This is a genomic window from Phormidesmis priestleyi ULC007 (genome assembly GCF_003003695.1).
GTDB classification, from domain to species: domain Bacteria; phylum Cyanobacteriota; class Cyanobacteriia; order Leptolyngbyales; family Leptolyngbyaceae; genus Phormidesmis_A; species Phormidesmis_A priestleyi_A.
On record NZ_PVWG01000015.1, the window covers coordinates 1 to 24,819 of the forward strand.

At 48.3% G+C, this 24,819-nt stretch carries 31 protein-coding genes; 16 read left to right on the forward strand and 15 right to left on the reverse strand.

Annotated elements, in window-relative coordinates:
* The 4 genes from C7B65_RS14065 to ligA form a co-directional block, all read right to left on the reverse strand.
* A partial coding sequence (locus C7B65_RS14065) for an FG-GAP-like repeat-containing protein (RefSeq protein ID WP_181314397.1) occupies positions 1 to 989 on the reverse strand: 989 nt, incomplete at its 3' end.
* A gap of 122 nt (positions 990 to 1,111) precedes the next feature.
* Positions 1,112 to 2,008 carry a tRNA pseudouridine(55) synthase TruB gene (gene truB, locus C7B65_RS14070; RefSeq protein WP_244913207.1) on the reverse strand — a complete coding sequence of 299 codons (897 nt, stop codon included), beginning with the start codon at positions 2,006 to 2,008 and terminating at the stop codon, positions 1,112 to 1,114.
* A 184-nt stretch (positions 2,009 to 2,192) separates the two neighbouring features.
* Entirely contained in the window at positions 2,193 to 3,872 is a 1,680-nt protein-coding gene (locus C7B65_RS14075) for an alpha/beta hydrolase (RefSeq protein WP_073069700.1), read from the reverse strand.
* Positions 3,873 to 4,095: 223 nt separating this feature from the next.
* A complete protein-coding gene (gene ligA / locus C7B65_RS14080) occupies positions 4,096 to 6,141 on the reverse strand; it encodes an NAD-dependent DNA ligase LigA (RefSeq protein ID WP_073069701.1) in 2,046 nt (681 codons plus the stop codon).
* A gap of 174 nt (positions 6,142 to 6,315) precedes the next feature.
* Here ligA and C7B65_RS14085 point away from each other — a divergent pair, with 174 nt between their 5' ends.
* Positions 6,316 to 6,594 carry a hypothetical protein gene (locus C7B65_RS14085; RefSeq protein ID WP_073069702.1) on the forward strand — a complete coding sequence of 93 codons (279 nt, stop codon included), beginning with the start codon at positions 6,316 to 6,318 and terminating at the stop codon, positions 6,592 to 6,594.
* 49 nt (positions 6,595 to 6,643) lie between these two features.
* Here the strand turns inward: C7B65_RS14085 and C7B65_RS14090 are convergent, their stop codons facing one another.
* The 4 genes from C7B65_RS14090 to C7B65_RS14105 form a co-directional block, all read right to left on the reverse strand.
* On the reverse strand, positions 6,644 to 7,081 hold the full coding sequence (locus C7B65_RS14090; protein ID WP_073069815.1) for a DUF29 domain-containing protein: 438 nt from the start codon (positions 7,079 to 7,081) through the stop codon (positions 6,644 to 6,646).
* A 237-nt stretch (positions 7,082 to 7,318) separates the two neighbouring features.
* Positions 7,319 to 7,693, reverse strand: a complete 375-nt coding sequence (locus C7B65_RS14095; RefSeq protein ID WP_073069703.1) for a clan AA aspartic protease — start codon at positions 7,691 to 7,693, stop codon at positions 7,319 to 7,321.
* Positions 7,690 to 7,962 carry a hypothetical protein gene (locus C7B65_RS14100; RefSeq protein ID WP_073069704.1) on the reverse strand — a complete coding sequence of 91 codons (273 nt, stop codon included), beginning with the start codon at positions 7,960 to 7,962 and terminating at the stop codon, positions 7,690 to 7,692. The genes C7B65_RS14095 and C7B65_RS14100 overlap by 4 nt, the downstream gene beginning before the upstream one ends.
* A 124-nt stretch (positions 7,963 to 8,086) precedes the next feature.
* Positions 8,087 to 9,073, reverse strand: coding sequence for a hypothetical protein (locus C7B65_RS14105; protein WP_143161999.1), 987 nt, complete (start codon positions 9,071 to 9,073; stop codon positions 8,087 to 8,089).
* 219 nt (positions 9,074 to 9,292) lie between these two features.
* On the opposite strand from C7B65_RS14105, the gene lysS reads away from it, so the two are divergent.
* A complete protein-coding gene (gene lysS / locus C7B65_RS14110) occupies positions 9,293 to 10,807 on the forward strand; it encodes a lysine--tRNA ligase (protein WP_073069706.1) in 1,515 nt (504 codons plus the stop codon).
* Positions 10,808 to 10,909: 102 nt separating this feature from the next.
* Here lysS and C7B65_RS29615 read toward each other — a convergent pair whose 3' ends face one another.
* Together C7B65_RS29615 and C7B65_RS14120 are read right to left on the reverse strand one after the other, a co-directional pair.
* A complete protein-coding gene (locus tag C7B65_RS29615) occupies positions 10,910 to 11,536 on the reverse strand; it encodes a hypothetical protein (RefSeq protein ID WP_083582694.1) in 627 nt (208 codons plus the stop codon).
* A 203-nt stretch (positions 11,537 to 11,739) separates the two neighbouring features.
* Positions 11,740 to 12,072 (reverse strand): arsenosugar biosynthesis-associated peroxidase-like protein, encoded by a 333-nt coding sequence (locus tag C7B65_RS14120; RefSeq protein WP_073069707.1) that lies wholly within the window; start codon positions 12,070 to 12,072, stop codon positions 11,740 to 11,742.
* 59 nt (positions 12,073 to 12,131) lie between these two features.
* On the opposite strand from C7B65_RS14120, the gene C7B65_RS14125 reads away from it, so the two are divergent.
* From C7B65_RS14125 to C7B65_RS14135, 3 genes are all read left to right on the forward strand, one after another.
* Positions 12,132 to 12,662, forward strand: coding sequence for a pentapeptide repeat-containing protein (locus C7B65_RS14125; RefSeq protein WP_073069708.1), 531 nt, complete (start codon positions 12,132 to 12,134; stop codon positions 12,660 to 12,662).
* Positions 12,663 to 12,978: 316 nt separating this feature from the next.
* Positions 12,979 to 13,194, forward strand: coding sequence for a hypothetical protein (locus C7B65_RS14130; protein WP_073069709.1), 216 nt, complete (start codon positions 12,979 to 12,981; stop codon positions 13,192 to 13,194).
* Positions 13,191 to 13,619, forward strand: a complete 429-nt coding sequence (locus tag C7B65_RS14135; protein ID WP_073069710.1) for a type II toxin-antitoxin system VapC family toxin — start codon at positions 13,191 to 13,193, stop codon at positions 13,617 to 13,619. Before C7B65_RS14130 ends, C7B65_RS14135 begins: the two co-directional genes overlap by 4 nt.
* Here the strand turns inward: C7B65_RS14135 and C7B65_RS28385 are convergent.
* Together C7B65_RS28385 and mnmG are read right to left on the reverse strand one after the other, a co-directional pair.
* Positions 13,593 to 13,778, reverse strand: coding sequence for a hypothetical protein (locus tag C7B65_RS28385; RefSeq protein ID WP_073069711.1), 186 nt, complete (start codon positions 13,776 to 13,778; stop codon positions 13,593 to 13,595). The two genes, C7B65_RS14135 and C7B65_RS28385, sit on opposite strands and share 27 nt — an antisense overlap.
* Positions 13,775 to 15,682: a tRNA uridine-5-carboxymethylaminomethyl(34) synthesis enzyme MnmG gene (mnmG, locus tag C7B65_RS14145; RefSeq protein ID WP_073069712.1), complete on the reverse strand. Its 1,908-nt coding sequence runs from the start codon at positions 15,680 to 15,682 to the stop codon at positions 13,775 to 13,777. Before mnmG ends, C7B65_RS28385 begins: the two co-directional genes overlap by 4 nt.
* A gap of 230 nt (positions 15,683 to 15,912) precedes the next feature.
* On the opposite strand from mnmG, the gene C7B65_RS14150 reads away from it, so the two are divergent.
* From C7B65_RS14150 to ddpX, 6 genes are all read left to right on the forward strand, one after another.
* Positions 15,913 to 16,095 (forward strand): hypothetical protein, encoded by a 183-nt coding sequence (locus C7B65_RS14150; protein WP_073069713.1) that lies wholly within the window; start codon positions 15,913 to 15,915, stop codon positions 16,093 to 16,095.
* A 163-nt stretch (positions 16,096 to 16,258) separates the two neighbouring features.
* Entirely contained in the window at positions 16,259 to 16,573 is a 315-nt protein-coding gene (locus C7B65_RS14155) for a hypothetical protein (RefSeq protein WP_073069714.1), read from the forward strand.
* Positions 16,574 to 16,848: 275 nt separating this feature from the next.
* On the forward strand, positions 16,849 to 17,928 hold the full coding sequence (locus tag C7B65_RS14160; protein ID WP_073069715.1) for a type II secretion system protein N: 1,080 nt from the start codon (positions 16,849 to 16,851) through the stop codon (positions 17,926 to 17,928).
* 64 nt (positions 17,929 to 17,992) lie between these two features.
* Positions 17,993 to 18,571, forward strand: a complete 579-nt coding sequence (locus C7B65_RS14165; protein WP_073069716.1) for a TIGR04376 family protein — start codon at positions 17,993 to 17,995, stop codon at positions 18,569 to 18,571.
* A gap of 188 nt (positions 18,572 to 18,759) precedes the next feature.
* Entirely contained in the window at positions 18,760 to 18,927 is a 168-nt protein-coding gene (locus tag C7B65_RS27830; RefSeq protein ID WP_181314398.1) for a hypothetical protein, read from the forward strand.
* Between the two features lie 11 nt (positions 18,928 to 18,938).
* Positions 18,939 to 19,613: a D-alanyl-D-alanine dipeptidase gene (gene ddpX, locus C7B65_RS14170; RefSeq protein ID WP_073069717.1), complete on the forward strand. Its 675-nt coding sequence runs from the start codon at positions 18,939 to 18,941 to the stop codon at positions 19,611 to 19,613.
* 139 nt (positions 19,614 to 19,752) lie between these two features.
* On the opposite strand, the gene C7B65_RS14175 is transcribed toward ddpX, so the two are convergent.
* On the reverse strand, positions 19,753 to 21,210 hold the full coding sequence (locus C7B65_RS14175) for an aminotransferase-like domain-containing protein (protein ID WP_073069718.1): 1,458 nt from the start codon (positions 21,208 to 21,210) through the stop codon (positions 19,753 to 19,755).
* Between the two features lie 245 nt (positions 21,211 to 21,455).
* Here C7B65_RS14175 and C7B65_RS14180 point away from each other — a divergent pair, with 245 nt between their 5' ends.
* From C7B65_RS14180 to C7B65_RS14195, 5 genes are read left to right on the forward strand one after another with little or no spacing between them, the layout of a single operon-like run.
* A complete protein-coding gene (locus C7B65_RS14180; protein ID WP_143162002.1) occupies positions 21,456 to 21,641 on the forward strand; it encodes a hypothetical protein in 186 nt (61 codons plus the stop codon).
* A complete protein-coding gene (locus C7B65_RS14185) occupies positions 21,642 to 22,514 on the forward strand; it encodes a DMT family transporter (RefSeq protein WP_073069720.1) in 873 nt (290 codons plus the stop codon).
* Between the two features lie 17 nt (positions 22,515 to 22,531).
* On the forward strand, positions 22,532 to 23,035 hold the full coding sequence (locus C7B65_RS14190; protein ID WP_073069721.1) for a DinB family protein: 504 nt from the start codon (positions 22,532 to 22,534) through the stop codon (positions 23,033 to 23,035).
* Entirely contained in the window at positions 23,032 to 23,208 is a 177-nt protein-coding gene (locus C7B65_RS28790; protein ID WP_223257288.1) for a YbaK/EbsC family protein, read from the forward strand. Before C7B65_RS14190 ends, C7B65_RS28790 begins: the two co-directional genes overlap by 4 nt.
* Entirely contained in the window at positions 23,160 to 23,507 is a 348-nt protein-coding gene (locus tag C7B65_RS14195; protein WP_244913208.1) for a YbaK/EbsC family protein, read from the forward strand. Before C7B65_RS28790 ends, C7B65_RS14195 begins: the two co-directional genes overlap by 49 nt.
* On the opposite strand, the gene rdgB is transcribed toward C7B65_RS14195, so the two are convergent.
* The gene (gene rdgB / locus C7B65_RS14200) at positions 23,504 to 24,079 is read right to left on the reverse strand and encodes an RdgB/HAM1 family non-canonical purine NTP pyrophosphatase (RefSeq protein ID WP_073069722.1); all 576 of its coding nucleotides are present in this window, start codon (positions 24,077 to 24,079) and stop codon (positions 23,504 to 23,506) included. The genes C7B65_RS14195 and rdgB overlap by 4 nt on opposite strands.
* Entirely contained in the window at positions 24,072 to 24,764 is a 693-nt protein-coding gene (locus C7B65_RS14205; RefSeq protein WP_317615797.1) for a GDSL-type esterase/lipase family protein, read from the reverse strand. Before C7B65_RS14205 ends, rdgB begins: the two co-directional genes overlap by 8 nt.
* Between the last annotated feature and the right edge of the window lie 55 nt (positions 24,765 to 24,819).

A 24,819-nucleotide genomic window follows, 5' to 3' on the forward strand; every position in this document is an offset into this window, starting at 1 on the left:
GTGACATAATTTCGCCAAATGACATCAGTCTGCCCATCCTGATTGAAGTCAGCAACTCCTTCTATATTCCAATCTGTGCCAGCAACTTTGGTAAGAAAAACCGCCGACTCAATGACGTTATTGTTTATCAGCCAAACTGCGTTTTCACCAGTGACATAATTTCGCCAAATGACATCAGTCTGCCCATCCTGATTGAAGTCAGCAACTCCTTCTATATTCCAATCTGTGCCAGCAACTTTGGTAAGAAAAACCGCCGACTCAATGACGTTATTGTTCATCAGCCAAACTGCGTTTTCACCAGTGACATAATTTCGCCAAATGACATCAGCCTGCCCATCGTGATTGAAGTCGGCAACTCCTTCTATATTCCAATCTGTACCAGGAACTTTGGTGAGAAAAACCGCCGACTCAATGGCGTTATTGTTCATCAGCCAAACTGCATTCTCGCCAGTGGCATAATTTCGCCAAATGACATCAGTCTGCCCATCGTGATTGAAGTCGGCAACTCCTTCTATATTCCAATCTGTGCCAGGAACTTTGGTGAGAAAAACCGCCGATTCAATGGCGCTATTGTTCATCAGCCAAACTGCATTCTCGCCAGTGGCATAATTTCGCCAAGTCAGCTCGGTTTTGAGATCAAAAACAGCAGACAGATTCAGACTATAGCGAGTGCTGTCTTGACTCGTAGAAACCCGGAGATAATAAGTTCCTGGATTGAGAACTGCACTGACCAGTTCACTGATCGCGCCCTGGTTGTTCGATATCGCCAGAATTTCGCTGCTGCTGACGGTGCCGTTGCGATCGCGATCTTGAATTAGCTCCAGGTTGGCATCTCCACTCAAGCGATCGAGCACTGTACTGAGACTGCCGTAACTTTTTAGCTGAAACCGATAATAGTCGGTTAAATTAGCGCTCACTGAGTCAGTTAACGTTTGCGCGCTAGAAGACAGGCTGATCTCTTTAGCCGTCTCTAAAGTATTATTTGACACAAGGTTTCCTCTGCAAGAATCTGAGTTTTCTTTAGAGTTCCTTGCAGAAGATTAAGATCTATGTACTTATAAAAACTTTACATATAAAAGCACTTGCGCCTACGAGATTTCACTTAGGCTGGTTAAGAGATCGGCTCAAAAACCATTTGAGGAATTAGGAGCCGCCCTTCCTCCGATTCGACTAGTTGAGCAATGCCCAAAAACCGATTGTCCTCATGACGAACTCGGACGATCGCAGCATTGATTACCTCATCTGTTACCACTTTTTGTCCCCATCGCCAACGCTTGGCAGGTTCTTCAGGCAGGGTGAAGATCGGCAAGTGAGCCAGAGCAATATCGGGATCGATCGGCGAGAAAGCCTGATCTTGCACTTGAGTAGCAAATTCGTCTAATGTCAAGCTGTCACTGAGCGTAAACCCACTGCTATCAGTGCGAATCAGTTTGGCTAACGTGCCTCCTACGTCTAACATCGCGCCCAAATCACGGGCGATCGAGCGAATATATGTCCCCGACCCGCAGGCGATCGCCAAGTCTAATTCTGGAAACTCGCCCGATCTCCAATCCAAAATTTCTAGCTGATAGATGTCTACAGACCGGGCAGGGACTTCAATTAATTCGCCCGATCGGGCCAGATCATACAGCCGCTTTCCCTGAACTTGAATCGCACTATAGTTGGGCGGCACCTGCTGAATCGTGCCTTGAAAGAGCGGCAATTTTGATTTCACCGCCTCTAAGGTCAGTCCTGATGCAGGCTGCTTCGCAAGCACCTCGCCCTCTAAATCATCAGTCGCAGTCGTCAACCCAAAGCAAATCGTTGCGTGATAGGCCTTATCTGAAGGCAAATATTGCAGCAGTCGAGTGGCCCGACCTAGCGCGATCGGCAACACGCCCGTCGCAGCCGGATCGAGCGTTCCGGCGTGACCTACCCGCTTTAGCTTTAAAATTCGCCGCACTTTCGCGACACAATCATGAGACGTAAACCCCAAAGGTTTGTTGAGGTTGAGAAACCCGTTAATCACAATTCACCTTTATTTAACGCTCGATAGAAGTGGTTCACTCCGATGATGAATTCGGGAGAGCTACCTAAATCCCCAAGATTGGGGGACTTTGAACCGGAAATTTTGGCTTGAAGTCCCCCCAATTGGGGGATTTAGGGGGCAGAAGCCGCTGAGAACGAAGCGAAAAAACTCGTCGAACTCACCTTTATTTAGTCAATTGGTCTACATTTAGCGATCGCACTAGACTCAACGGCAAAGGGTCTTGACTAATAAATTGGGCATAACTAGCCGACAAATAGGGTCGATAGTTGGGCTGATTGGCGATGTAGGTTTCAAAGAATGCCAGACTGAGGGCATTCATATAGCGACGGGCAACTTCTGGAGCAGGGCCCACCACTTCAGGCGGCAACGGGATCGAATCATTAGTCGTGGTTTCTTCTAACGTAGAGAAATGAGTGCCGCGATCGAGCAGCGCCAGATAACGATCGGGAGACTGCAACCAGGTAAAAGGCTGCACCTGCTCTGGCAGCGCTGGGGCAACCGTATCGGCATTGCCAGACACAATCATCGTGGGAATTGAAATTTGGTTGAACCCAGCTTGACCGATCACCGCACTATCGATCGGGTTAATGGCAAAAATCGCTTTCACGCGTGAATCTTGCAAGCCATAGTTGAGGGGCGGTAAGGCATTTGCTCGACATTGCAAAAGCACCGATAAGTTGAGGGTGTTGTCAAGCGCTTGAGTGCCACAGTCTTTTTGCAGTTGCTCAAAGTTGATCGGCGCACCTGCCAGCGCTAAAACAGTGTAGCCTCCAAATGATTGCCCTAAAACGCCAACCTGCTCTAGATTAAGACGACCATAGCGGGGGTCAGACTTGGCACGGCGCGTCAGGTCATCTAGCAGATATTTAATATCAAGCGGACGATCGACAAACTCACTCGGTGCGGCAGCTTCACCAACCGTTCCGGCAACCAAGGCTTGAAGCTGTGCGGCATTGCTGCCAGGATGTTCGGGCACTGCCACCGCAAACCCATGAGAGGCGAGATGCTCGGCTAAATAGCGAAACGTCGTGCGATCGGAACCTAAGCCGTGAGAAATGATCACTACCGGAATTTTAGGGGCTTGGCGCTCCGTTCTGATCTGCGGAAGATAGACATCGACCGGAAACACGCGATCTCTGCCCAATGCCGTCACAAAGCTGCGCGTTCGATCGACTAATCGGATCGTTTGTTTTTGCCAACTAAATGCGCCTCGACTTGCCAAATCGGGCAGCGGAGTCGTAGTGGCGATCGGCGAAGCGAGGGCTTCTAGTTGTGCTAGTTGGTTGATCGTGGCGGTGGCTTGGTTAGTGCGGCTGACTGCCTGTTCTAATTCTCCGGCAATTTGGAGGCTGCGCTGCAAGTCGATTCGCAGTCCGCGCGTCGGAAATTTGCGAAACACATTCAGAGGAGTCAGCCCTTCGGGATCGCTGGATGCTAAAATCAACGCCGCTCGAATTGCATAAAAGCCCGTGTCTCGCGATTCGGGCTGAATCACCTGACCCAAACGCCGCAGCAAAATTTCTCCTTGAGGCGTGTAGAGAAACTGAGAAACCGCGATCGGGGTTAAGTCTGCCCGCACTACTAATGCCTGCCGCAAATCTGCCAATCGTTTGGCATCTGCATATTGAGAATAGACGAACAGGTCGCTATCTAATTCACCTTTGCGGACAAAGGCTTCAAGGGCAGCCACCGAAATCGATCGTTCCAGCGCACCATAAGATACATAAAGTCGCTCGGCACTGACAGCAGGACGAGCCAGCAGGGCGACAGGAATCAGACTCCAACTCAAAAGTTTGAAGCTTTGCCGAATCCAATTAAGTCGGGGTTGAGAACGATCGTACATAAAAAACACTGCTCCAATCGAGGGCAAGTGCAGAAATTACTCTAGGTTCAGCATAATTGATTTTAGGCGTTGCAGGAGGGGATGAAATGGCTGTAGGGGTAGCGCCCCCGTGCCTATCCCTGACGGAGGGCAACCACGGGGGGATTGCCCCTACCCAATCATCCTATTCCGCAATGCCCAATTTTATTGGGACGCAATGGGACGATCGCTCACAACTTACCTCCTATGACTCGGCGGTTAACAATTGCAGGAGTTCTGCTTCTGAAAGTAATGAAATTTCTAACGATCTAGCTTTTTCTAATTTAGAACCTGCATCGTCTCCTACGACAACATAGTCGGTTTTTTTGCTCACCGAATCTGTGACTTTGCCGCCCGCTTTTTGAATCAACGCTTTCGCCTCGTCGCGCTTGAGGGTGGGCAGCGTTCCCGTGACTACAAAGGTTTTACCTGTAATAGCAGTTTGAGCTTTGGGCGCAGTTTCCTCGTCTCCGACTAGTTGCAGACCCGCCGATCGCAGCCGTTCAATTAAAATCTGATTAGCGTGATTTTGAAACCATTGATGCACCGATTGGGCAATTTCAGAGCCAATGCCATAAACCTGCGCGATCGTGGCTGAAGTCGCCTGTGCAAGCTGCTCAACGCTAGGAAATGATTGCGTTAACACCTGAGCATTCACACTGCCGACATGACGAATTCCTAACCCATAAAGGACTCGCGACCAGGGTTGTTTTTTCGATTCTTGAATGGCCTGAAGGATTTTCTCAGCCGATTTCTTTCCCATTCGCTCTAGCGTTAAAAGTTGCTCGATCGTCAACTCATACAAATCACCCACTGAATGTACTAATCCCTGATCCACGAGTTGCAATACGAGCTTTTCACCCACGCCGTTGATATCCATTGCATCTCGGCTGGCCCAGTGGGTCAATGCGCCCCGCAGAATAGCAGGACAGGACGTATTAATGCAGCGAGTCACAGCTTCGTCATCGGGTTTGACGAGCGCTTCGCCGCACTCTGGGCAGTGAGTCGGCATTGGGTAAGGCACGGCACCCGCAGGACGTAATTCTGGCAACACGCGCACGACTTCGGGAATGATTTCTCCAGCTTTGCGAACGATCGCCGTATCGCCAATCCGAATATCTAATTCGGCAATGCGATCGCGGTTGTGCAACGTGGCCCGCGAAACAGTCGTTCCCGCTAACTGGACGGGGCGGAGTTCTGCGACTGGCGTAATCGCTCCGGTGCGTCCCACATTGACGCTGATATTTTCAACGATCGTCGGCGCTTCTTCGGCAGGATATTTGAGCGCGATCGCCCAGCGTGGAAACTTTTGCGTAAAGCCCAATCGCTCTTGCAGATCAAACGAGTTGAGTTTGACGACCACGCCATCGGTGAGATAGCGAAGTTGGGTGCGGGCGATCGACCAGTGATCACAATAGGCGTGAACGTCCTGGATTGTCGGACAAAGCTGACGCTCTGGGTTCACCCGAAACCCCACTTTCTGCAAAAACTCCAGCGCTTCCCATTGAGATGAGAGACGGATTTTTTTTGACTCGTCGTTTTGAATGTGCAGCGTGTAAGCGTAGAAATCTAATTTGCGTTGGGCGACGATTCGCGCATCCAGTTGGCGAAGTGTCCCGGCGGCAGCGTTACGCGGATTGGCAAAGAGGGCTTCTCCGGCTTGTTCACGTTCTCGATTAATTTGCTCAAAGGAATCTAACGGCAGAAATGCCTCGCCGCGAACCTCGACGACAGCAGGTGGATTGTCGAGAGTGAGGCGCAGGGGAATCGATCGGATCGCCCGGACATTTTGAGTGATTTCTTCCCCAGTCACGCCATCGCCGCGCGTTGCCCCTCTGACCAGCAGTCCATTTTGGTAAGTCAGTGCCAGCGCCGAGCCGTCAATCTTGAGTTCACACACATATTTAGACCGAGTGATATCTGGCTCTACTTTTCGCCAGCGCTGTTCCCACGCCGTTAAATCATCGTTGCCAAAAGCATTCTCTAAACTATAGAGCGGAACGTTATGCTTAACTGAGGTAAACTGACTCGCGGGGCGCTCTCCGACTCGTTGAGTGGGGCTATCGGGCGAAATTAATTCCGGGTAACGAGTTTCTAAATCTTGCAGTTCATGATAGAAACGATCGTAGACGGCATCTGCGATCGTCGGCGCATCCAACACGTAATATTGATAGCTTGCTTTTTGCAGAATCTGAGTCAATTCCTGCACACGCTGTTTGATCTCTAGCGTTGCTTGCTCTACTGAGTCCATGCCGAATCTATCCACACAACTTAGTTTATTTGTACCACTAATTCACGCGACTTGCCGTTAGTGGAAGCGTTATTATAAACTTCGTTGTCTGCCTCAGTTCAGATTTTGCTGAGGGGTTACAAAACGAACACGATCGAGTATCCTAACTAGTAATTCCGTACTTTGGGGTAAACCATGCGGGTTTGGCTGGCTTGTTTTCTAGTTTTGTTTGGGCTATCAGAACTGTTTCAGTGGATGAAGCAGCTTTCGTTGCCGTTGCCTGTATTTATTTTGGGTGGGGCATTTTTGGCGATCGTGTCTAACTACGATCGTCGTGCCGGATTTCCCTTCAACATGATCAGTAGCCCAACTCGTGATTCTCAAGCGATGCCTCCCGCACCCGCTCAGACGGTCATTCCCCGATCGTCGTCACCTCAAAAGCCGATCTCATTTACGATCCGCAAGTCAGACTAAGGATCGTGAATTAAATAACTCCGACTGTTGCAGTTCATAAACATCGGGGTTAACCGCTCTCAGGCAACCAATCTTCCGCCAACACTAGCTCTAGAGAATAGGGACACGCATCTGGAAACATCGCAATTTCCAGACTGGTTTGTTTAGCAGCTTGGCGACGTGCCCGTTGATAACTCTCTTCAAGTTGCTCTGCGGGATAACTTTTTAGACTGGGACTATCTTCAAGAGCCAATTCAATCTGAGTCCGCGCATCCGTGATGGAATCTAACCAACTATCCGATCGGCGCTGAGATTGATATTGCCACTTGAGCAGATGCAGTAAAAGACGAGTTAGCTGACTAGCAATTCCTCGCCGTTCACTCTTACCCAAGTCTTCAACCTCTTCAATCAGATGCAGCACGTCAATTTCGTGCCAGCGGCGCTCCCGCAACAACTGAGTTGTTTGAGCAATCCACGAATTAAAATCTGCCAAGTATGTCTCACTCACGATTTGATGCCTACCACTAATCATTACGGAGCGCGGTTGCAACACATTCATCATAACGCTTGATACGCATGGCGCTTTTCACATATTAGAGATTGTGGGCAACATCCCAACTGCGCCCAACCAAAAAATAGGAGGGCTAACGTTCCGATTGAGCGGCTGCAAATGACATCGACACCTTACGTTGTTGACTGCACTCAATTTCTGATGCGATCGTAAATGAGAACAGAGCGATCGCATCTAAAACGTAACTTTGTTGAGTTCGACACGACCGCCCTCAAATACTTGCACCATTAGCTGATAGCCCTCCATCAGGGACATGCCGACAAGTGGTTCTGAATCAGCCTCATCGACCGGGATTTTCAGAAGATTCCCATCCCAGACTAAAACTGCTTCATAAACATTGAAAACGCATTCACTCCCATCGCCAAGAATGGCTCGTCCTCGCCTTTTCCATGTCAGATTTAACTGAGCGATTAAATCTGAAGACAGTGAAAGCCAACCATTAAAGCCTGTGTCCACGATCGCGTCTTGTGTGTAAACCTTTCCATCGGAGCCACAAACTGAAAGTGGAATCATCGGCTCAAAATCTGCGTTGACGATCCCGATGATCATACGGCTCTCTTCGTGCGTCCGCCAAATCGACGAACATGGCGGGAACCAATGCGGACAATCCAGATTTGAGCGTTAGGGTGACGGGCTTCGAGGCGATCGCAGGCAGCAATTTCACGCGCATCAACTTCAAAGTCTCCGGTTTCGAGGTCGATCGCCACAATTTTACCATGATTGCCTTCCTCAACTTGGGCGCGAACCTGAGATTCATATATCTCATCGCCACGTCGAGCAAATTCTTCTTTGCTGTAGCGGGGTTGTCGAACTGTCATCGGCTTGACCTCGTTTCAACGTTAATCCCCCACATCTTAACTTGGGAGACTAATTGTTTTCCTCAAGGACTATGTTAGGCAGAACAATTGCACCTTTTTAATCAAGTTTTTACTAATCTTACGGCTAAGGCAGCGGAATTCCCAATGAACGAATGGCAAGCTTGACAATTCCTTTAACAACATCACTGACTGCTGCATCACCCAAGGATTGACTCCACTTAACCAATTTGTCCTGCATTGTTCGATTGTTCTGAGCTTGAGTTGCTAAATCTTCTGCTACCCGCTTTTGAGCAACTTCAACTGTTACACCTCGATTTTGCAACTGCTCAATTAAATCTTCGATAGGTGCCGCTGCCAAGCTTAAATCCTGACTGAGATGAAGGTAATTGACCTCATCTTCGTAAATACTCGGAGCACTTTCATTCAGATATTCTCTGCCTCTAAAATCGTCTCTATCAGGTAGAGTGAGTATAGTAGGCTGACTTAATATTAGACTAAGTAAATTAGCAAGTTTTGATGTGACATAGGAAGGGATTAATTTATGATTTTTCGTTCCCGAATAGATCACGAACCTAATTAAGCTGTGATAGAAATCAACTGCTGCACGTTGGGCGGGCTTAGTAAACTCGTGATGTTTAAGAATATCCCCTAGCGCATAGTAGATTGCGTGAGACACGAGAAAAGCGTGGTCAGTATCAGCATCGTAAAGGTCATAGTCTTCTACTTTGACTTTGAGAGGATAACCGACTTCTTTTGCTATCCCGTAAATAGCTTTTGCCGCACCGTATACCTTTTCGCGTCCGTAATTTGTACTAATTACGGAACAAATAGACTGATTAAATTCAGGTTCACCATAATTTTCTAACTGACACAAAATCCTGCAATAATATCCGATTGCGCGAATACAATTATCCACCCCAACATCTACAAGAAATTCATCGGGTGCATGAACTTCAAACATTTCTTGTAAATGCCTAAAAAACGCTCCTGATCTGCTGGCTGGAATCGATTCGTAGAAAACTGATGAAAGCTTCCACACTCCGCCATACCACTCCATCATGCTGTACAAGGGCATTGAGGAGTACTTTTGTAATTCTTCGGCAGATAACATAGGTACAAAGAGAGAAAGGTCTAATGAGGATCTACACTAGCTAATTTGACTGTTCCTTAAACTTTAGCCCTAATCTTGCAGATTACTGACCTCGAAAATCCTTTCAAACACTAAAGGTTTACTCCACGTTCCCGCAGACTTCACCCTTATAATAGAAAGCTGCTATTAGCCTTCAGTTGCATCCTGCTTCTTGGCTGCGTATCCAGGAATTTTTAAGCCATGTCAGACGATCTTCGCGCTACTCGCCTCGAAAAAGTTGAGCAACTCAAGCAACTAGGCGTAAACCCCTACGCTTATCGGTGGCAGTCAACCCACCACGCTGCCGAATTGCAGGAAAAATATGCTGACTTAGCCAGCGGTGAAGAAGTCAAAATCGAAGTCGCGATCGCAGGCAGAATCATGGCGCGGCGCGTCTTCGGCAAACTGGCATTTTTCACGCTGCAAGACGAGACGGGCACGATTCAGCTTTATCTCGACAAAACGCGCATTCAAGAAAACATGGGTGAGGCAGACCCTCAAGCCTTTGACCATCTCAAGCAACTCACCGACGCGGGTGACATCATTGGCGCAAAAGGCACCGTCAAGCGCACCGAAAAAGGCGAACTCTCGGTCTACGTCAATGAATATGTGATGTTGACCAAATCGCTGCTGCCCCTGCCCGACAAATGGCACGGCTTAACCGATGTCGCAAAACGCTATCGTCAACGCTATGTTGATTTAATCGTCAACCCCGAAGTGCGGCAAACCTTTCGTCGTCGTGCCCTGATTACTGCGGGAATTCGTCGCTATTTGGATCAGCAAGGCTTTATCGAAATCGAAACGCCCGTTCTTTTGTCAGAAGCGGGAGGAGCCGATGCGCGTCCGTTTGTCACCTATCACAACACGATGGATATGGAGCTTTATCTCCGCATTGCCACCGAGTTGCACCTGAAGCGCTTAATCGTGGGTGGTTTTGAGAAAGTGTTTGAACTGGGGCGCATCTTTAGAAACGAAGGCGTTTCGACCCGACATAATCCAGAATTTACGTCGATCGAGGTCTATCAGGCATACGCTGACTATCACGATATGATGGCGCTGACCGAAGCGATCATTACCACCGTTGCTCAAGAAGTCTTGGAGACTTTAAAGATTACTTACCAAGGCGAAGACATCGATCTGACTCCTCCCTGGCGTAGGGTCACGATGCACGACGTTGTTCAAGAAAAAACCGGACTAGATTTCACGCAGTTCCAAACTTTAGACGAGGCAAAAGTCGCGGCAAAAACGGCTGGACTGCATGACATTGAGAAGTGTGGCTCGATCGAAAGACTTCTCAACGAAGCCTTTGAACAAAAGGTAGAAGACACCCTAATCCAACCGACGTTTGTTTTAGATTATCCCGTCGAGATTTCGCCACTCGCAAAACCGCATCGCTCAAAGCCTGGGCTGGTCGAGCGATTTGAGCTATTCATCGTCGGACGGGAAACTGCAAATAGTTTTTCGGAGTTAACCGATCCTTTAGATCAACGATCGCGACTAGAGGCACAAGCCGATCGTAAAGCCGCCGGAGATCTCGAAGCCCAAGGCGTTGACGAAGACTTTCTCACTGCGCTGGAATATGGAATGCCGCCAACTGGAGGGTTGGGAATCGGCATCGATCGACTAGTCATGGTGCTGACTGATGCCCCTAGCATTCGCGACGTGATCGCCTTCCCATTACTAAAACCTGAGAAATCTGATTCCGAGGAGTCTTAGAAAGATCTGTGCGGGAAGTCAATTTTTATCGAACATAGACTGATGATTGCCCTGTTGAAGAATGTTTAGATTCTTTATCAGGCAACAATGGTTCGGACAAAATTAGGCAGCAATCACGCCGTAAGAGCCTAGGGTTTGGTAGTTAGGGTGGGATTTAATCTCCGGTGGGGAGAGGTCTAACGTTGAGATCAAGGTGTCCAGCAAATGGTCATTGAGTGCCCGTCGCTTGACACTTGCCATCGAGAAGACAAAGGAGCTTCCAGCTTGGCAAGATTGAGAGCGGTGAAACTGGCATTGAAATGGAAATCCAGCTTTTTGACCGACCGCGCTTGGCAGGCACACAGTCCGGTGAATTGTTTCGCGTCTCGGAAGAGAAATTCGATTTGAAAGCGCAGTTTGTAGAACTGCATAATCTGAGTCGGGTCTTGTTCGACATCCGACATCAGTGCTGAACAGCAGGCAAGTGCGAACTCGGTGAAGGCGATGGTCTACCAGGTAGGTGACTCGAATCGCCCGTTTCAACGAGACGTGCCAGACTCGTTGGGTGTAGAGGTCAAACTGGGGTTGCACGGTTTCCACAAAGGTGAAGCGGGTGAGGTCTTGGAGGTCAACTTTGCTGTCGTACTGACGGGGGTGCCCCGCTGCTTCTGCACCCCGGTATGCTAAATATTGCACCGTTGAGGGGAGTTGAGGGCGTATCAGGGTGAGATGCCCCAGATCTTGATCCATCCGGTGCGCTTTGTTTCTAATCTGCACCCTATCTGATGGACAGAAAAGCTATCCATCAGATAGGGTGCAAAAACTGTCTGGACTATTGCAAAACCGAACCCTCATTCAATTGGGAATGAAGGCTGCTTAACTATCATAGCGATCGCGCTAAAATTGTCCGTGCTTTGATTGCTGCACTCAATTTTTGATGAGATCGCTCTACATTACATTGCCAGTTTATTGACGTGATCTAACATTTGCAACCCATGAATCAGAGACGAGCCGCCCCGAATTGCCGTTGCGACATGCACGGCTTCGGTCATTTGCTCTAGGTCTGAGCCTTGCTGCAAGGACTCTTTGCTATAAGCCTCAATGCAATAAGGACACTGAACGGTGTGAGCAACCGCCAGCGCAATCAACGCTTTTTCTCGCTTTGACAATGCTCCTTCTGCAAACACAGCTCCATAGTAAGCAAAGAACTTCTCCGCCAACTCAGGGTTGCCCTCGCCGATTTGACCAAAATGGGGCAAGTGTTCGGGCTTGTAATAGTTATCCATAGGGGTTCTCCTCCGATATGCTTAACTTGAGTGAGTTCTCACGCATTTGCAAACTAACTATGAAACGTTCTCTTCCGATCGCGTTCTTTCTGAGCTTAACGTTAGGGGCGGCTGTGATGGCTGCCAATCCAACTCAGGTGCAAAAATTGCTCAATTCTGGAGAATGCATTAACTGTGATTTATCAGAGGCGAGTCTCTATAGCTATGTTTTGGATGGCGTTAATTTGACGGGTGCCAATTTGAGTGCGGCAGCGCTGCAAGGTTCTAAACTCAACTCAGCAAATTTGAGCAATGTGAAGGGCGATCGCGTAAATTTAGCGCTTGTGCAATTAAAAGATGCCAACTTGCAGAACGCAAACTTAACTAAAGCCAATTTGTTTGGAGCCGATTTAAGAAACGCCGATCTTTCGGGTGCAAATTTACAAGAAGCGATCTTAGAAGGAGCCGATCTCAGAGGCGCAAATCTTAATCAAGCCAATCTTCAAAAGGCTAATTTTGTGAAAGCAAAAATGGCAGGCGCAACGCTAGAAGGTGCAAAACTTGGAGGAGCCAGAATGCCAGACGGCAGCGAGTATAAACAGCAGAAATAACGCTAATCAAATCACCAAATCGCATTCAAACTGAGAACAAACCCAGGTAAAATCTCTTAGCTGCAAAAGTTATCGCGTCCGGTGAGCGCGAATGTTATGCCACTCACATTCCAGTTGTGGCAGTAGAGGACAAAGGTGAAATTTGTCGCATGGTCTCAACAAGGGAGAATTCTAAATTTCCTACTCCTTCGGTTATTTCGTGTAGAGTCTCAGTAATTCAGCATAATACAGAAGTATTAGTGATGATGGAGAAGCGGTGACGATCGCAAACTAGTTCTGTTAAGCTTTTAAAGGGGATTAATTAGGGGGAACTCAAATGGCGACCAATACTTCTTTAGAGGAACGGCTGGCAGCAGTAGAAGCAGCGATTGCTGAGTTGCAGAAGCAAGTTGCGACTCCTCAGCCGAACAACTGGCTGCAACAAATTACAGGGTCTTTTAAGGATGAACCTGCTTTTGAAGGGGTGCTTGCTTATGGTCGAGCGATTCGTCAAGGCGATGAGTCTCTCCTCGAAGCGCAAGACGAGTCGTGAAATATTTGTTAGATACGGATCATCTGAGCATTCTTCAGCGGCAAGCAGGGCAGGACTACACCAACCTTTCGAGTCGCATGGCTCACTACCCACTATCAGATTTCGCTGTCTCAATTGTGACATTTCACGAGCAGATGCTTGGCAGCCATACTTATATCAATCGCGCTCGCAGTCTGGATGACCTGGTGAATGGGTATGAACTGATGACGCGACTTGTCCGCGATTTCAAGGTGTTGCCGCTTGTCTCATTTGATCCAGGTGCAGCTATGGCACTGAATCAATTACAGTTGCAACGAATTCAACTGGGAAAAATGGATGCTCGGATTGCAGCTATTGGGCTATCCCGTGAATTGGTTGTGTTAACTCGTAATCATCGAGATTTTGTTAAAGTGGCGGGGTTAATACTCGAAGATTGGACAGTTTGAAGCATCAACAGAGATAGTCGCGTTGATCGCGGCATAATGGGAACGCTCTCCTTGGGCATTGGGTTCAAATTTCACCTCTGGATTTGCTCGACAAAGCTGATAAAACTGCTCGTCGGTCATCTCGATCACAGGGTTGAAATTGATGGTGTAGGCTGTCATCTCAGCACTTCCGCAGCTTGGCGAGATTGGATTTCTAAATAAACGAGCAGGGCGTTAATGTCAGCAGGATTGACCCCGCCGATACGAGTTGCTTGTCCGATCGTCATTGGTTTGACTTTCGCTAACTTTTCTCTCGACTCTTTTGAGAGGGTGGCGATCGTAGCATAGTCTAAATCATCTGGCAGCTTGCGATGTTCTTGACGAGCGGTTTGATCAATCTGCTGCTGCTGACGTTGAATATAGCCAGAATATTTGATGTCAATTTCTGCGCCTTCTTTTTCAGCCCGATCGAGCGAAGTGTTTGCTAATCCATGCCGTTCTAAATCCACGTAGTGGAACCCAGAGCGACGTAAAAGTTCTGCTAATGTGATTGAACCTTTAATCGCTTGTTGTGTGTTTTCAGCAATTACTTTGCCAATCTCGTCGCGTTCTTTGATGCGTGTCTCGTGCAATCGCTCTTTTTCAGCCGTGATTTTTTCTTGCTTGGCGGTGTAGAGTTGCCAGCGCCGATCGTCGATCAGTCCAATTTCTCGACCCAGTGACGTGAGACGCTGGTCAGCATTGTCCGATCGCAGGAGTAAGCGATATTCCGATCGCGAGGTCAACACCCGATAAGGTTCGCGCAAATCTTTAGTACACAAATCATCGATCAGCGTGCCGATATAGCTCTGCTCACGCGGGAAGACAATCATCTCCTGATGGTGACAAAATCGAGCCGCATTTACGCCCGCGACTAATCCTTGAGCCGCCGCTTCTTCATAGCCTGTGGTGCCGTTGATCTGACCTGCACAAAACAGTCCATCTACTTTTTTAGTCATCAAAGTGGGATAGCACTGCGTCGCTGGCAGATAGTCATAATCGACCGCATAGGCAGGACGCAGCATCGCACAATTTTCTAAACCGGGGAGCGATCGCAGCATTTGCAATTGAATCGTTTCGGGCAACCCGGTCGAAAACCCTTGAATATAAAGCTCTGGAATGTCGCGTCCTTCTGGTTCGATAAAGATCTGATGGCTCTCTTTATCGGCAAAACGGACAATTTTGTCTTCGATGCTGGGGCAATAGCGCGGCCCTTTAGAATCAACCCAGCCTCCATACACCGGGGAGAGATGGAGATTTTCGCGAATGATCCGGTGAGTCTCTGCGGTGGTGCGCGTCAGATGACAAGGAATCTGTTCGCGCTCAATCCACACGTCTGGATCAAAACTGAACCAGCGAACATCGGTATCGCCAGGTTGTGGTTCTAAGTTTGAGAAGTTTACAGAGCGGCGATCGACTCTTGCAGGTGTTCCAGTTTTTAAGCGCCCCGTCTCAAATCCCAATCGATTTAGCGTCTCGGTCAATCCTACCGCCGCAAACTCTCCGGCTCGTCCTGCCGCCATTGACTTGTTGCCAACCCAAATCATCCCACCCAAAAACGTCCCGGTGGTCAGCACGACCGCTTTGCATTCAAACGCCACCCCAAAGTAGGTTTGCACTCCAACGATTTCGTCATTTGCACCTAAGACAAGATCCGTCGCCATGCCTTCGCGAATGGTCAAATTCTCTTGATTTTCGACCACGCCCTTCATTACCGCCGCGTATTCGCGCTTGTCGGTTTGCGCCCGCAGTGCCCACACCGCCGGGCCTCTTGACGCATTGAGAATGCGCTTTTGTAAGTAGGTACGATCGCTGACCTTGCCAATCTCGCCGCCCAGCGCATCGACTTCATGCACCAATTGTGACTTTGCCGGGCCGCCGACCGCCGGGTTACACGGCTGCCACGCGATTTTATCGAGGTTTAGCGTCAGCAGCAGCGTGCGACAGCCCAGTCGAGCGCTGGCCAGTGCCGCTTCACAGCCAGAATGTCCGGCTCCGACGACCACCACATCAAAGGCATCAATAAAATCTATAGGGGCGTTCATGGCGACGGGGTGCGGCAAGAGGTCAGGCTCTATTTTAACGGGTAGCGCTGGCATTCAACTTTTCAAGCAAACGAAACATTGCCCATCGTCTTAAACGATCGTCATACGACATAATGATTCTGTCTCCCCCATTGAGTTTGGAGCAAAAGCCAGTGCAGAACTTTCCACGGGACGCACTGGCTTCTACTTTTGATCGTCTTTGAACCAAAATAGCACTTGATTGAGTAAAAATGAACCAAGATGAACCACAAAAAACAAAGGAATCTTCTCGGCGTTTGAATGTCCCTTTGACGGAGGACGAGAGCGAAAAGCTTAAAAAACTGGCAAAAGTAGAAGAGCGATCGGAAGGCAAAACAGCCCAAAGGTTAATTCGAGATGGTTTGAAGAAAGCGGAAGAAGAAGGAAAAATTTGAAGCGATCGCGAACCGCAAACCTCCAAAAAGTAGAACTTCTTTACTAACCCTTCAGAAATAGATCCAATTCGGCAAACTCCTTGAGAGATTTTACGGAATTTGCCAGAGAATCGGGTAAATCGCGCTATGGTAAACAGCAAATCTGAGCTTCTCGAAGAGACGAATGAAGTATTTTTTCCTCTCCGATGGTTGGTTGATCGGTCGCATTTGGGAACTCGGTGGCTTGTGGAACGAAATCGCCTGGAGGCGTAAACCAGAAATCGAGCAAACGACACTCTGCATCTGGGAAAACGACGAAAAGCTCTGGCTCTATCGCGTCGAAGATGCCATTCTCATGGTTGAAGTCAAGCCAAGTTTAGAGATCGCCGCGACGATGACTAACCCTGCGATCGGACAAGTGGTTTTAAAGCGACTGATCACCGCCGACCAAGCGATCGTGATTCTCTGTAATAGTACAGATTTAAATTCAGATTCATGAGTGTGCCGTTTCCACCAGACTCAACTAAAATTCTTCATTGAATGTCATCACCGCTCACTTGAGTGAGTACAATTTCTAGGCGGATATTAAAATTCGTACAGGATTTAGCTCTAACTTTGCATTTGAGCTATCCTCGCTTAATGTCGTCGTTGGGGATCATCTATGTCAAACGCCGATAACACCTGTGATCAAAATCAGCCTAAACTTTCGCTAGTTATTCTAAAAGGTGCATTTGTAGTCAATCGTCTGTTTTGATCGACATCAGCAAGAAAGCTATGACTCAACCCGTCACAAACTCCAAACCTCTCCTCGATCCCATACAAAATGACTCCTGGAACTCGGAGGCTAACACTCTGCCTGAGCCATTTCTGGTCGAGTCTTATGCCGATCGCTTGATGGATGATCTGTTTGGTGATGTCGATCGCTTACTCGATGGGGCGGTTCCTCCCTCGGAGCCAGTGCGGGTTGAAGCGCCCGCTCCTAAACCTAAGCTCAATCTCGCTCCACCTCCCTTATCGTCTGGGCTGCTGGCTCATCCTCAATGGCAATCTCACCCTGAAAGCGCTCACCACAGTCTGCCAGACCTGGGTGAATTGGCTAACACCCAACCACCTGCCCCTCGTAGCAGTGGGTTCACCCGCTTTTTGATGATCACAGGATGCACATCTGCGGTGGCAGCTTTAGCCGTCTGGTTAGTGACCAGTGGCATGGCGAGTCGATTTGTGACAGCCTTGACTCAACCGCCTGAGACAGTCGCTCCAACCACGATCGCGCAAACTCCCCCCATAGACACCAACGCGCAGTTTTCTGACTATGTGCAGCGATCGCTCGAAGCCATCGATCGCAGAGCCACGACTGGAAAATCAGAAGGATTGCCCACGGCACCTTATAACAGTGGGTTGCCAACGGTTCCGGTTCCGGCTAATCAACCGCCGCTACGATCGTCGGTGACTCTGCCAAAAGCGTCTCCGCTCGTGATCACGGTGCCCCAAGCCCCGACCCCCATTGACCCTTCGCGCCGGGAGTTAAATCAGATCTTGGTTCGGCTTGCCAGTGTTTTAGAACGCCTCTCTCCGACTGCCAATCGCCCTGCTGCTTTGCAACCTCCAGCGACATCGATTCCTCAAGTCAGCCCTGCACCCATCGGGCCTCAACGTACCTTAGTCGGAGTGCTTGAGAGTTCTGATCCTTCGCGATCGGCGGCTTTATTTGAGATCAACGGAATTACTCAGCGCTATTATGTCGGCGAAAGTATTGGGTCAAGTGGCTGGAGCCTGGTAGAAGTTTCTAAACAATATGTCACCGTGCGGCGAAACGGAGAAGTTAGAACGATCTCCGCAGGTCAGAAACTCTAAAATAGCGATTAGGAGATAGCGCTGCGATCGCTATTCATCATTCACTATTGCAGGAGTTGCGGTCATGGGTCTGTTTGATGATTTCAGTCGGTTTCTCGAAGCTCGACTTGATGAGTTTCTGCGAAATAACCCTCATTTAGAGTTGCAGGCGCTCGAAGAAAAGCTGCGGGAACAGGAGCAAGAAACGCGGCGGCTGATGGCAGACCTGCGGCTAAACGAAAAGCAACTTCAAGACGAGATTTTGGCAACGGCTCAAGAAATTCAGCGCTGGCACATTCGGATTGAGAAAGCAAGAGCGGCTGGTAGACTTGACCTGGCCGAGCCTGCCCAAGCACATGAGGCGGGGTTGCTGCGAGAAGGAAACCAGAAATGGGGACAGATGGAGATGCTCAAACAGCGCCTCAAGCAAACTGAGGAGTTGCAGCAGCAGATTCAAACCCGTCGCCAAGAGGTGCAAACTAAGCTCACCGAAGCTCAAGCGGCTCGTGCGACTCAGACCGAAACCCGTTGGGCAGTTAACGGCTGGAATCAGGATCAAAACGCGAGCTATATCCACAGTTCGGCTGACCCGCTTGAGCAAGAGTTTAAGCGCTGGGAAGCACAAGAAGAGCTTGAGCAGATGAAGCGGCAAATGGGGAGATAGAGAGGCTAATTTAGCACAGTTCCCTATCTAACTTTAGATAGGGACGTTTTTGGACGTTTAAATGCTGCGAATCTAGATCAGAGTTAGCTACATTAAATAGAATTTCTTCGGGAACTCTACAGATAGAAATATCTTTCTCACGATCGCTTCTACCAAACCCAATAGAAGTCTGGAACTATAAAACTTCTATGACATCTGATTATTTATTCATACCGATTTCAAAAACAATTACGACGGCTGGAACGGTTGCGAGAGGGCACGGCATGCCGTGCCCCTACACACCCCGCGTTTATGTACGGGAATGGTGCCGTGCCCTGATGCGGATCTGTCGCGTGAATCAAATCGGAATCACTTAGATTTAATAGAAATGCACAGCACTCTCAGGATTAAAAACAAGAAGATTAGAAATTGGCTTAACTTTTTGCTGGCGATGCTGATGTCGATCGCGCTTGTCTATCAGACGCAGCCCTCTACGCTGGCGATCGCGCCTCCAGCAAAGTTAGTGGACATCCGATCGATTAGCCCAAACATTAAATTGGACATTCGATATGCTACTAAAAATAATTTCACAAAACAGCAGCTTTATCGGCAAGCTCGTTGTTTGCTAAAGCCAAAAGTTGCCGATGATTTATCAAAAGTGCAAGCAGATTTAGAAACGCGAGGGTTGAAGTTAAAGGTATATGACTGCTATCGCCCTTTATCGGTGCAAAAGCTGATGTGGAAGATTGTGAATGACGATCGCTATGTTGCAAACCCTGCCAACGGGTCGAGACACAATCGTGGATCTGCGGTAGATGTCACATTGGTAGACAAGTCTGGCAAAGAATTAGAAATGCCAACAGGATTTGATGATTTTAGCGATCGTGCTCATCGTGATTACAACAATGTCAGCAAGGCAGCAAAAGAAAATCGCCAGGCTCTAGAAGCAGCAATGATCAAACGCGGGTTTATCCCTTTGCAAGCTGAGTGGTGGCACTTTGATGCAAAAGATTGGAAACAGTCGCCCTTGATGGATATATCGTTTGAGGCGATTCCTGAGTAGATTCATAGACACCTCGAAGATCACTCATCAAGGATCTTGGATCAAATGACCTGACTATAGGGTGATCATCTAACGCAAATTTTTAACTATTAATTCGGCGATTCATACTTCGATTCAGCAACGCATTCAATAAGTTGGATTATTCGTTCAGCATTTTTCTGGCTAACTGGCGTTTTGTTAAATAGCCCAAGGTTTGCATCGCTCGATCGATTTCTGGTGTCCAAGGCAACCCGCAGTTAAGGCGCAGACAATTGGCGTAGTTGCCAGAAGGTGAAAACATCACGCCCGGAGCAACGCTGATTTGATGGTCTAATGCCTCTTCGTAGAGTGCCATTGCTTCAAATTCGTTGGATAACTCTAGCCATAGAACATATCCTCCACTGGGTCGTGTGACTTTGGTTTCGGCGGGGAAGTAGTCACAGACGGCTTGGGTCATGCGAATGATTTGAGACTGGTAAGCGCGGCGGAGTTGTCGCAGGTGACGATCGTAGCCTCCGTTTCCGAGAAAGGCGGCGACGGTGAGCTGAGACGCGATCGAGGTCATCCAATTCATGGCCATTTTAAGTTGCTCGATTTTGAGCTGATAGCGTCCGGGCACTGACCAACCGACGCGCAATCCGGGTGAGAGGGTTTTGCTGGCAGACGCACAGTAGAGAACGCGCCCTTCTGTATCGAAGGCTTTGACGGCTTTGGGGCGGGTGCCTTCAAAGTGCAAATCGCCGTAGATGTCGTCTTCGATCAGGGGAATGTCGTATTGGTTTAATAAGGTGACTAAATGCTGTTTATTGACATCACTCATACAGCTTCCTAATGGGTTGCTGAAGTTTGGGACTAGCGCACAGGCGGCGATTTGGCGATGCTCAAGGGCGGCTTCTAAGTGGTCAAGAGAAATGCCTTCTTGGGGATGAGTAGGCAATTCTAAGGCTTTGAGATGAAGAGATTCTAGTGCTTCGAGGATGCCATAGTAGCAGGGAGACTCGATCGCGACAGTATCGCCTGGTTTCGTGACGGCTCGTAGAGACAAATAGACCGCTTCTGTGGTGCCGTTGGTGATTACAATCTCGTTGGGATTGATGGAGCAACCTGCATCAATTAAGCGTTTAGCTACTTCGTGATGCAGCGATTCACATCCCTTGGCGATCGAGTAAGAGTGAACGGCTTCGGAGTGGGTGCGAATTATCTGACTCATTAGGCGATTGAGGGTCGCGATCGGCAACAGTTCTAAACCGGGGACGGCTGCGCCAAGTTTGACTTTATTGGGGTCGCGCATGGTGACTCCGACCCGATAAGCGAGGGAGACTTCAACGGGGAAGTTGTGTTTGGGCAAAGCGGATTGTTTTGGCTCGTCAGGAGTGAATAAATGGGATTGTTTGACGAAATATCCTGACTGGGGACGGGCCCCGATTAAACCTTGATCTTCTAATAATCGGTATGCCTCTAAAACGGTGGAGATGCTCACCGAAAATTGTTCGTGCAGTTTGCGAACGGAGGGCAGACGATCGCCGGGTTGCAGTGTTTTTTCGGTGATTAAAGTGCGAATCCGATCGGCAACGTGTTCATAAAGGTGTTGAGACGGAGCGAGTGATTGGAGGGTCATCGCGATTCCTCAATGGCTCAAATGCCTGTTTTTGGTTGCGAGAGATACAGTTTAGAGCGATCGCAACCATAACAGTTGCAGAAACTAAAACTGTAACCATAACAATTTAACTCAACTGCATCTGTTTTGCTCGTGAGAGATCCGGCAATATTACATGAAGACGATTAGTTCTGAATTAACGAGGTGTGAATCTCTTTTATCAACTGGAACAGAATCATATAATCAGCAATGAAGGAGAATTTCAAATGAATCTGAGGCATTTATGGAATGATTTATCGAACGTGTTGGTTAATCGTTTAGAACCGAGAATAATAGAGAAGCACGATCGCTGTGGTCAGTCTTATTATGAGGTTTATGATCCGACGAGTCAGAAGTTTAGTTCGTTGAATTCTGAAAAAGAAGTGCGGGCTTGGCTCGATCAAAGATATTAAATGAATAACGAAGTCAAGGCTTACATTTGGGGCGCTCTTGGAATCATCGGATTTGGCTTGACGTTGCCTGCTACAAAAGTGGCGATTCCTTTGTTTGGAGTCGTTGCTGTTGGTGTTGGTCGTGCTGTTATTTCCGGTGTTTTAGGGCTATTGTTGCTTTGGATTACGAAAAGCAAGATCCCTACTATTAAGCAAATCCAAAGACTGAGAGTTGTAGCATTGGGTGTTGTTTTCGGATTTCCACTTTTTAGCGCTTATGCAATGAATGATGTTCCGGCCTTTCATGGCGCGATCGTAATAGGTCTTCTACCATTATTCACAGCGTTGTTTGCTGTAATTTTGGCAAAAGAAAAGCCGTCCGTTAGATTTTGGATAGCTGCTGTTGTGGGAAGTGCCACGATCGTAATCTATTCTATCTACGTGGGTGGTGGAAGTCTTCACACTGCTGATGTCGCGTTGCTATTTGCTGTGATTAGCGCAGCATTGGGCTATGCAGAAGGAACGAAATTAGCCAAAGAACTCGGAAGCTGGCGAGTTATCTGCTATGCTTTGGTGCTGTCGTTGCCGATTTCAATTCCACTATTTTGTTTTTCAGTGCAGATAAACTCTCAATACAACGTAATTTCTGCGTGGGTTGGATTTGTCTACGTGAGTGTTGTTAGTATGCTTCTCGCTTTCTTTGCCTGGTATCGCGGATTAGAGCTAGGCGGGATTGCAAAAATTGGACAATTACAATTATTTCAACCTTTTATTACAATTTTTGCTTCTGCTGTTTTGTTTTCAGAGCAGCTTTCATCTGATATGTTTTTAGTGTTGGCAATCGTGTTAGCGTCCGTATATCTTGATAAAAGATCAAGAGTTCTAAAAACTTAACTTTTCTAAGAGGTGTGATGGATAATCTAAGCTATCGCAAAACGATGGCGGAGTATAACCATTGGATGAATCAAAAACTTTATAAGATCTGTGCTGAAATCCCGGATGTCAAACGCAGAGAGGATTTAGGCGCATTTTTTAAGTCGATTCACGGGACGTTAAATCATATTTTAGTAGGCGATCGGATCTGGCTAGGACGTTTCATGGAACAGCCCTTTCTCGCAAAGTTAGATCAGGAAATCTATACAGACTTTGATGAACTTCGTCGAGAACGAGAAGCCACCGATCTGCAAATAATCGGCTGGTCGGAGCAGCTAACGTCTGAGCGGTTAAACCAACCATTTAGCTTTACGAGTTCGTCTGACGGTAAGACACGAGTTCGTCCGACTTGGCTTTTAGTCACTCAACTGTTTAATCATCAAACTCATCATCGTGGTCAGATAGCAACGCTTTTGAGCCAGTTAGGGTACGATTTAGGGGTGACTGATTTGCCTTATCTGCCCAGTTTAGAGACGCAATGAAGACCAACGCTGTGCGCGTTTTAGATAATCTGGGTATTGCCTATGAGTTGCGTGACTATGACGTTAACCCGGATGATTTAGCGGCTGAAACGGTCGCGGCTAAAATGGACTGCCGCCAGAACAAGTGTTTAAAACGCTGGTGGTTCGAGGCGATCGTACAGGCATTTTGTTAGCGGTGATTCCGGGAAATAGTCAGCTAGATCTGAAAGCGCTTGCACAGGTGTCGGGCGATCGTAAAGTAGAAACGGTTCCTCTTAAAGAGGTTCAGTCATTAACGGGCTATATTCGCGGTGGGATGACGGCTCTGGCTTGCAAAAAAGATTACCCAGTTTTCGTCGATGAGTTAATCGAAGTTTTTGATGTGATTGCGATTTCTGCGGGTGTGCGAGGAACGCAAATTTTACTGGCTCCTGCGGATTATCTTCGAGCCGTCAAAGGAACTGTAGGTATGATCTCACAAGACAAATCTTAGAACTCAAGTGTTTTTAATTGTGGCAGCAGTTTTGCAAAAGCTCTGCCCCGATGACTAATCTTGTGCTTAATGTCTGGGGACATTTCGGCATAGGTCATCCCTTGCTCTGGGACATAAAAAATCGGATCGTAGCCAAACCCTCCTGAGCCGCTAGGAGCGGTAAGAATTTCACCCGGACAGATGCCTTGGGTTTGCAGGACGATCGTGCCATCAGGTCGAGCCAGGGCGATCGCACACACAAACTGAGCGCTGCGATTTGGGTTGTCGCCTAATTCGCGAAGTAAACGGGCAATGCGATCGTGATCGGTTGCACCATATCGAGCCGAAAATAACCCTGGTGCGCCATTAAGAGCTGTCACCTCTAAACCGGAGTCATCCGCGATCGACCAATGGCCCAATGCTTTGGCAACCTGTGACGCTTTTAGTTCAGCATTTTCAATAAAGGTTGTCCCGGTTTCCTCAATGTCTAACGCTTCTGGCTTGAGGGTCAACTCCCAAGCAGGATCGGTTAAATAGGCCTGCATTTCATGCAATTTGCCAGGATTTCCGGTGGCGACAATGAGTTTAGGCATGGGTGATGACTACTTCGGTTTCCCCGATCCACTGCTGGAGTGCTTCCCAGTTTAAAATGTCTTGCAGTAGAGTCTGATAGCCCGACACGTTGGGGTGCAGTCCGTCTTCGGTGAGTTGAGCTTGACACCAGTTAGTGCCTCGCGACATCCACAAATCAAAGAGGTCTAGATAAGGAATTTGGCGATCGTGACAGGCAAGACGCGTCGCTTCTTTATAGCGGTGCTGGTCGGCGTGATTGTAATAGAGACAGTCGAGAAAGGGCATTTTTGTTTCGTCTACGGGCACTGCACCGACAAACAAAACGGGACAGAGACGACTCGCCCGATCGAGCAAATCTGCGATGCCAATCTGAAAGCCCTCAAACTCTGTAAAGTTTTTGCCGTCTGGTCGGGCAAGTCTAGGAGAGTCGTTCGTTCCCACTGAGAGAATGATCAAATCGGGGACTCGGTTTCGCAACTCACCCCGATGCCGAAATTCATTTTCTAGCCGTTTGGCAACCTGCCGCACTCCATCTCCGCGCACTCCTAAGTTATAGAGGGCATGGTTGGGGCTGCCAGGGGTCATCCACTGCCGCCGCAGTCGCTCAACCCAGCCGCCCCCGATCGGGTCGCCAAAGCCATAAATTAAGCTGTCTCCAAGAGCGAGCAGTCTTAATGAAGGCTGATTTGCTTGAGATCCATTCAATTGAGGGGAGGGGGAGGCAATTATTTGCATAAATGCGTGCTATCGGGGGCAGGTC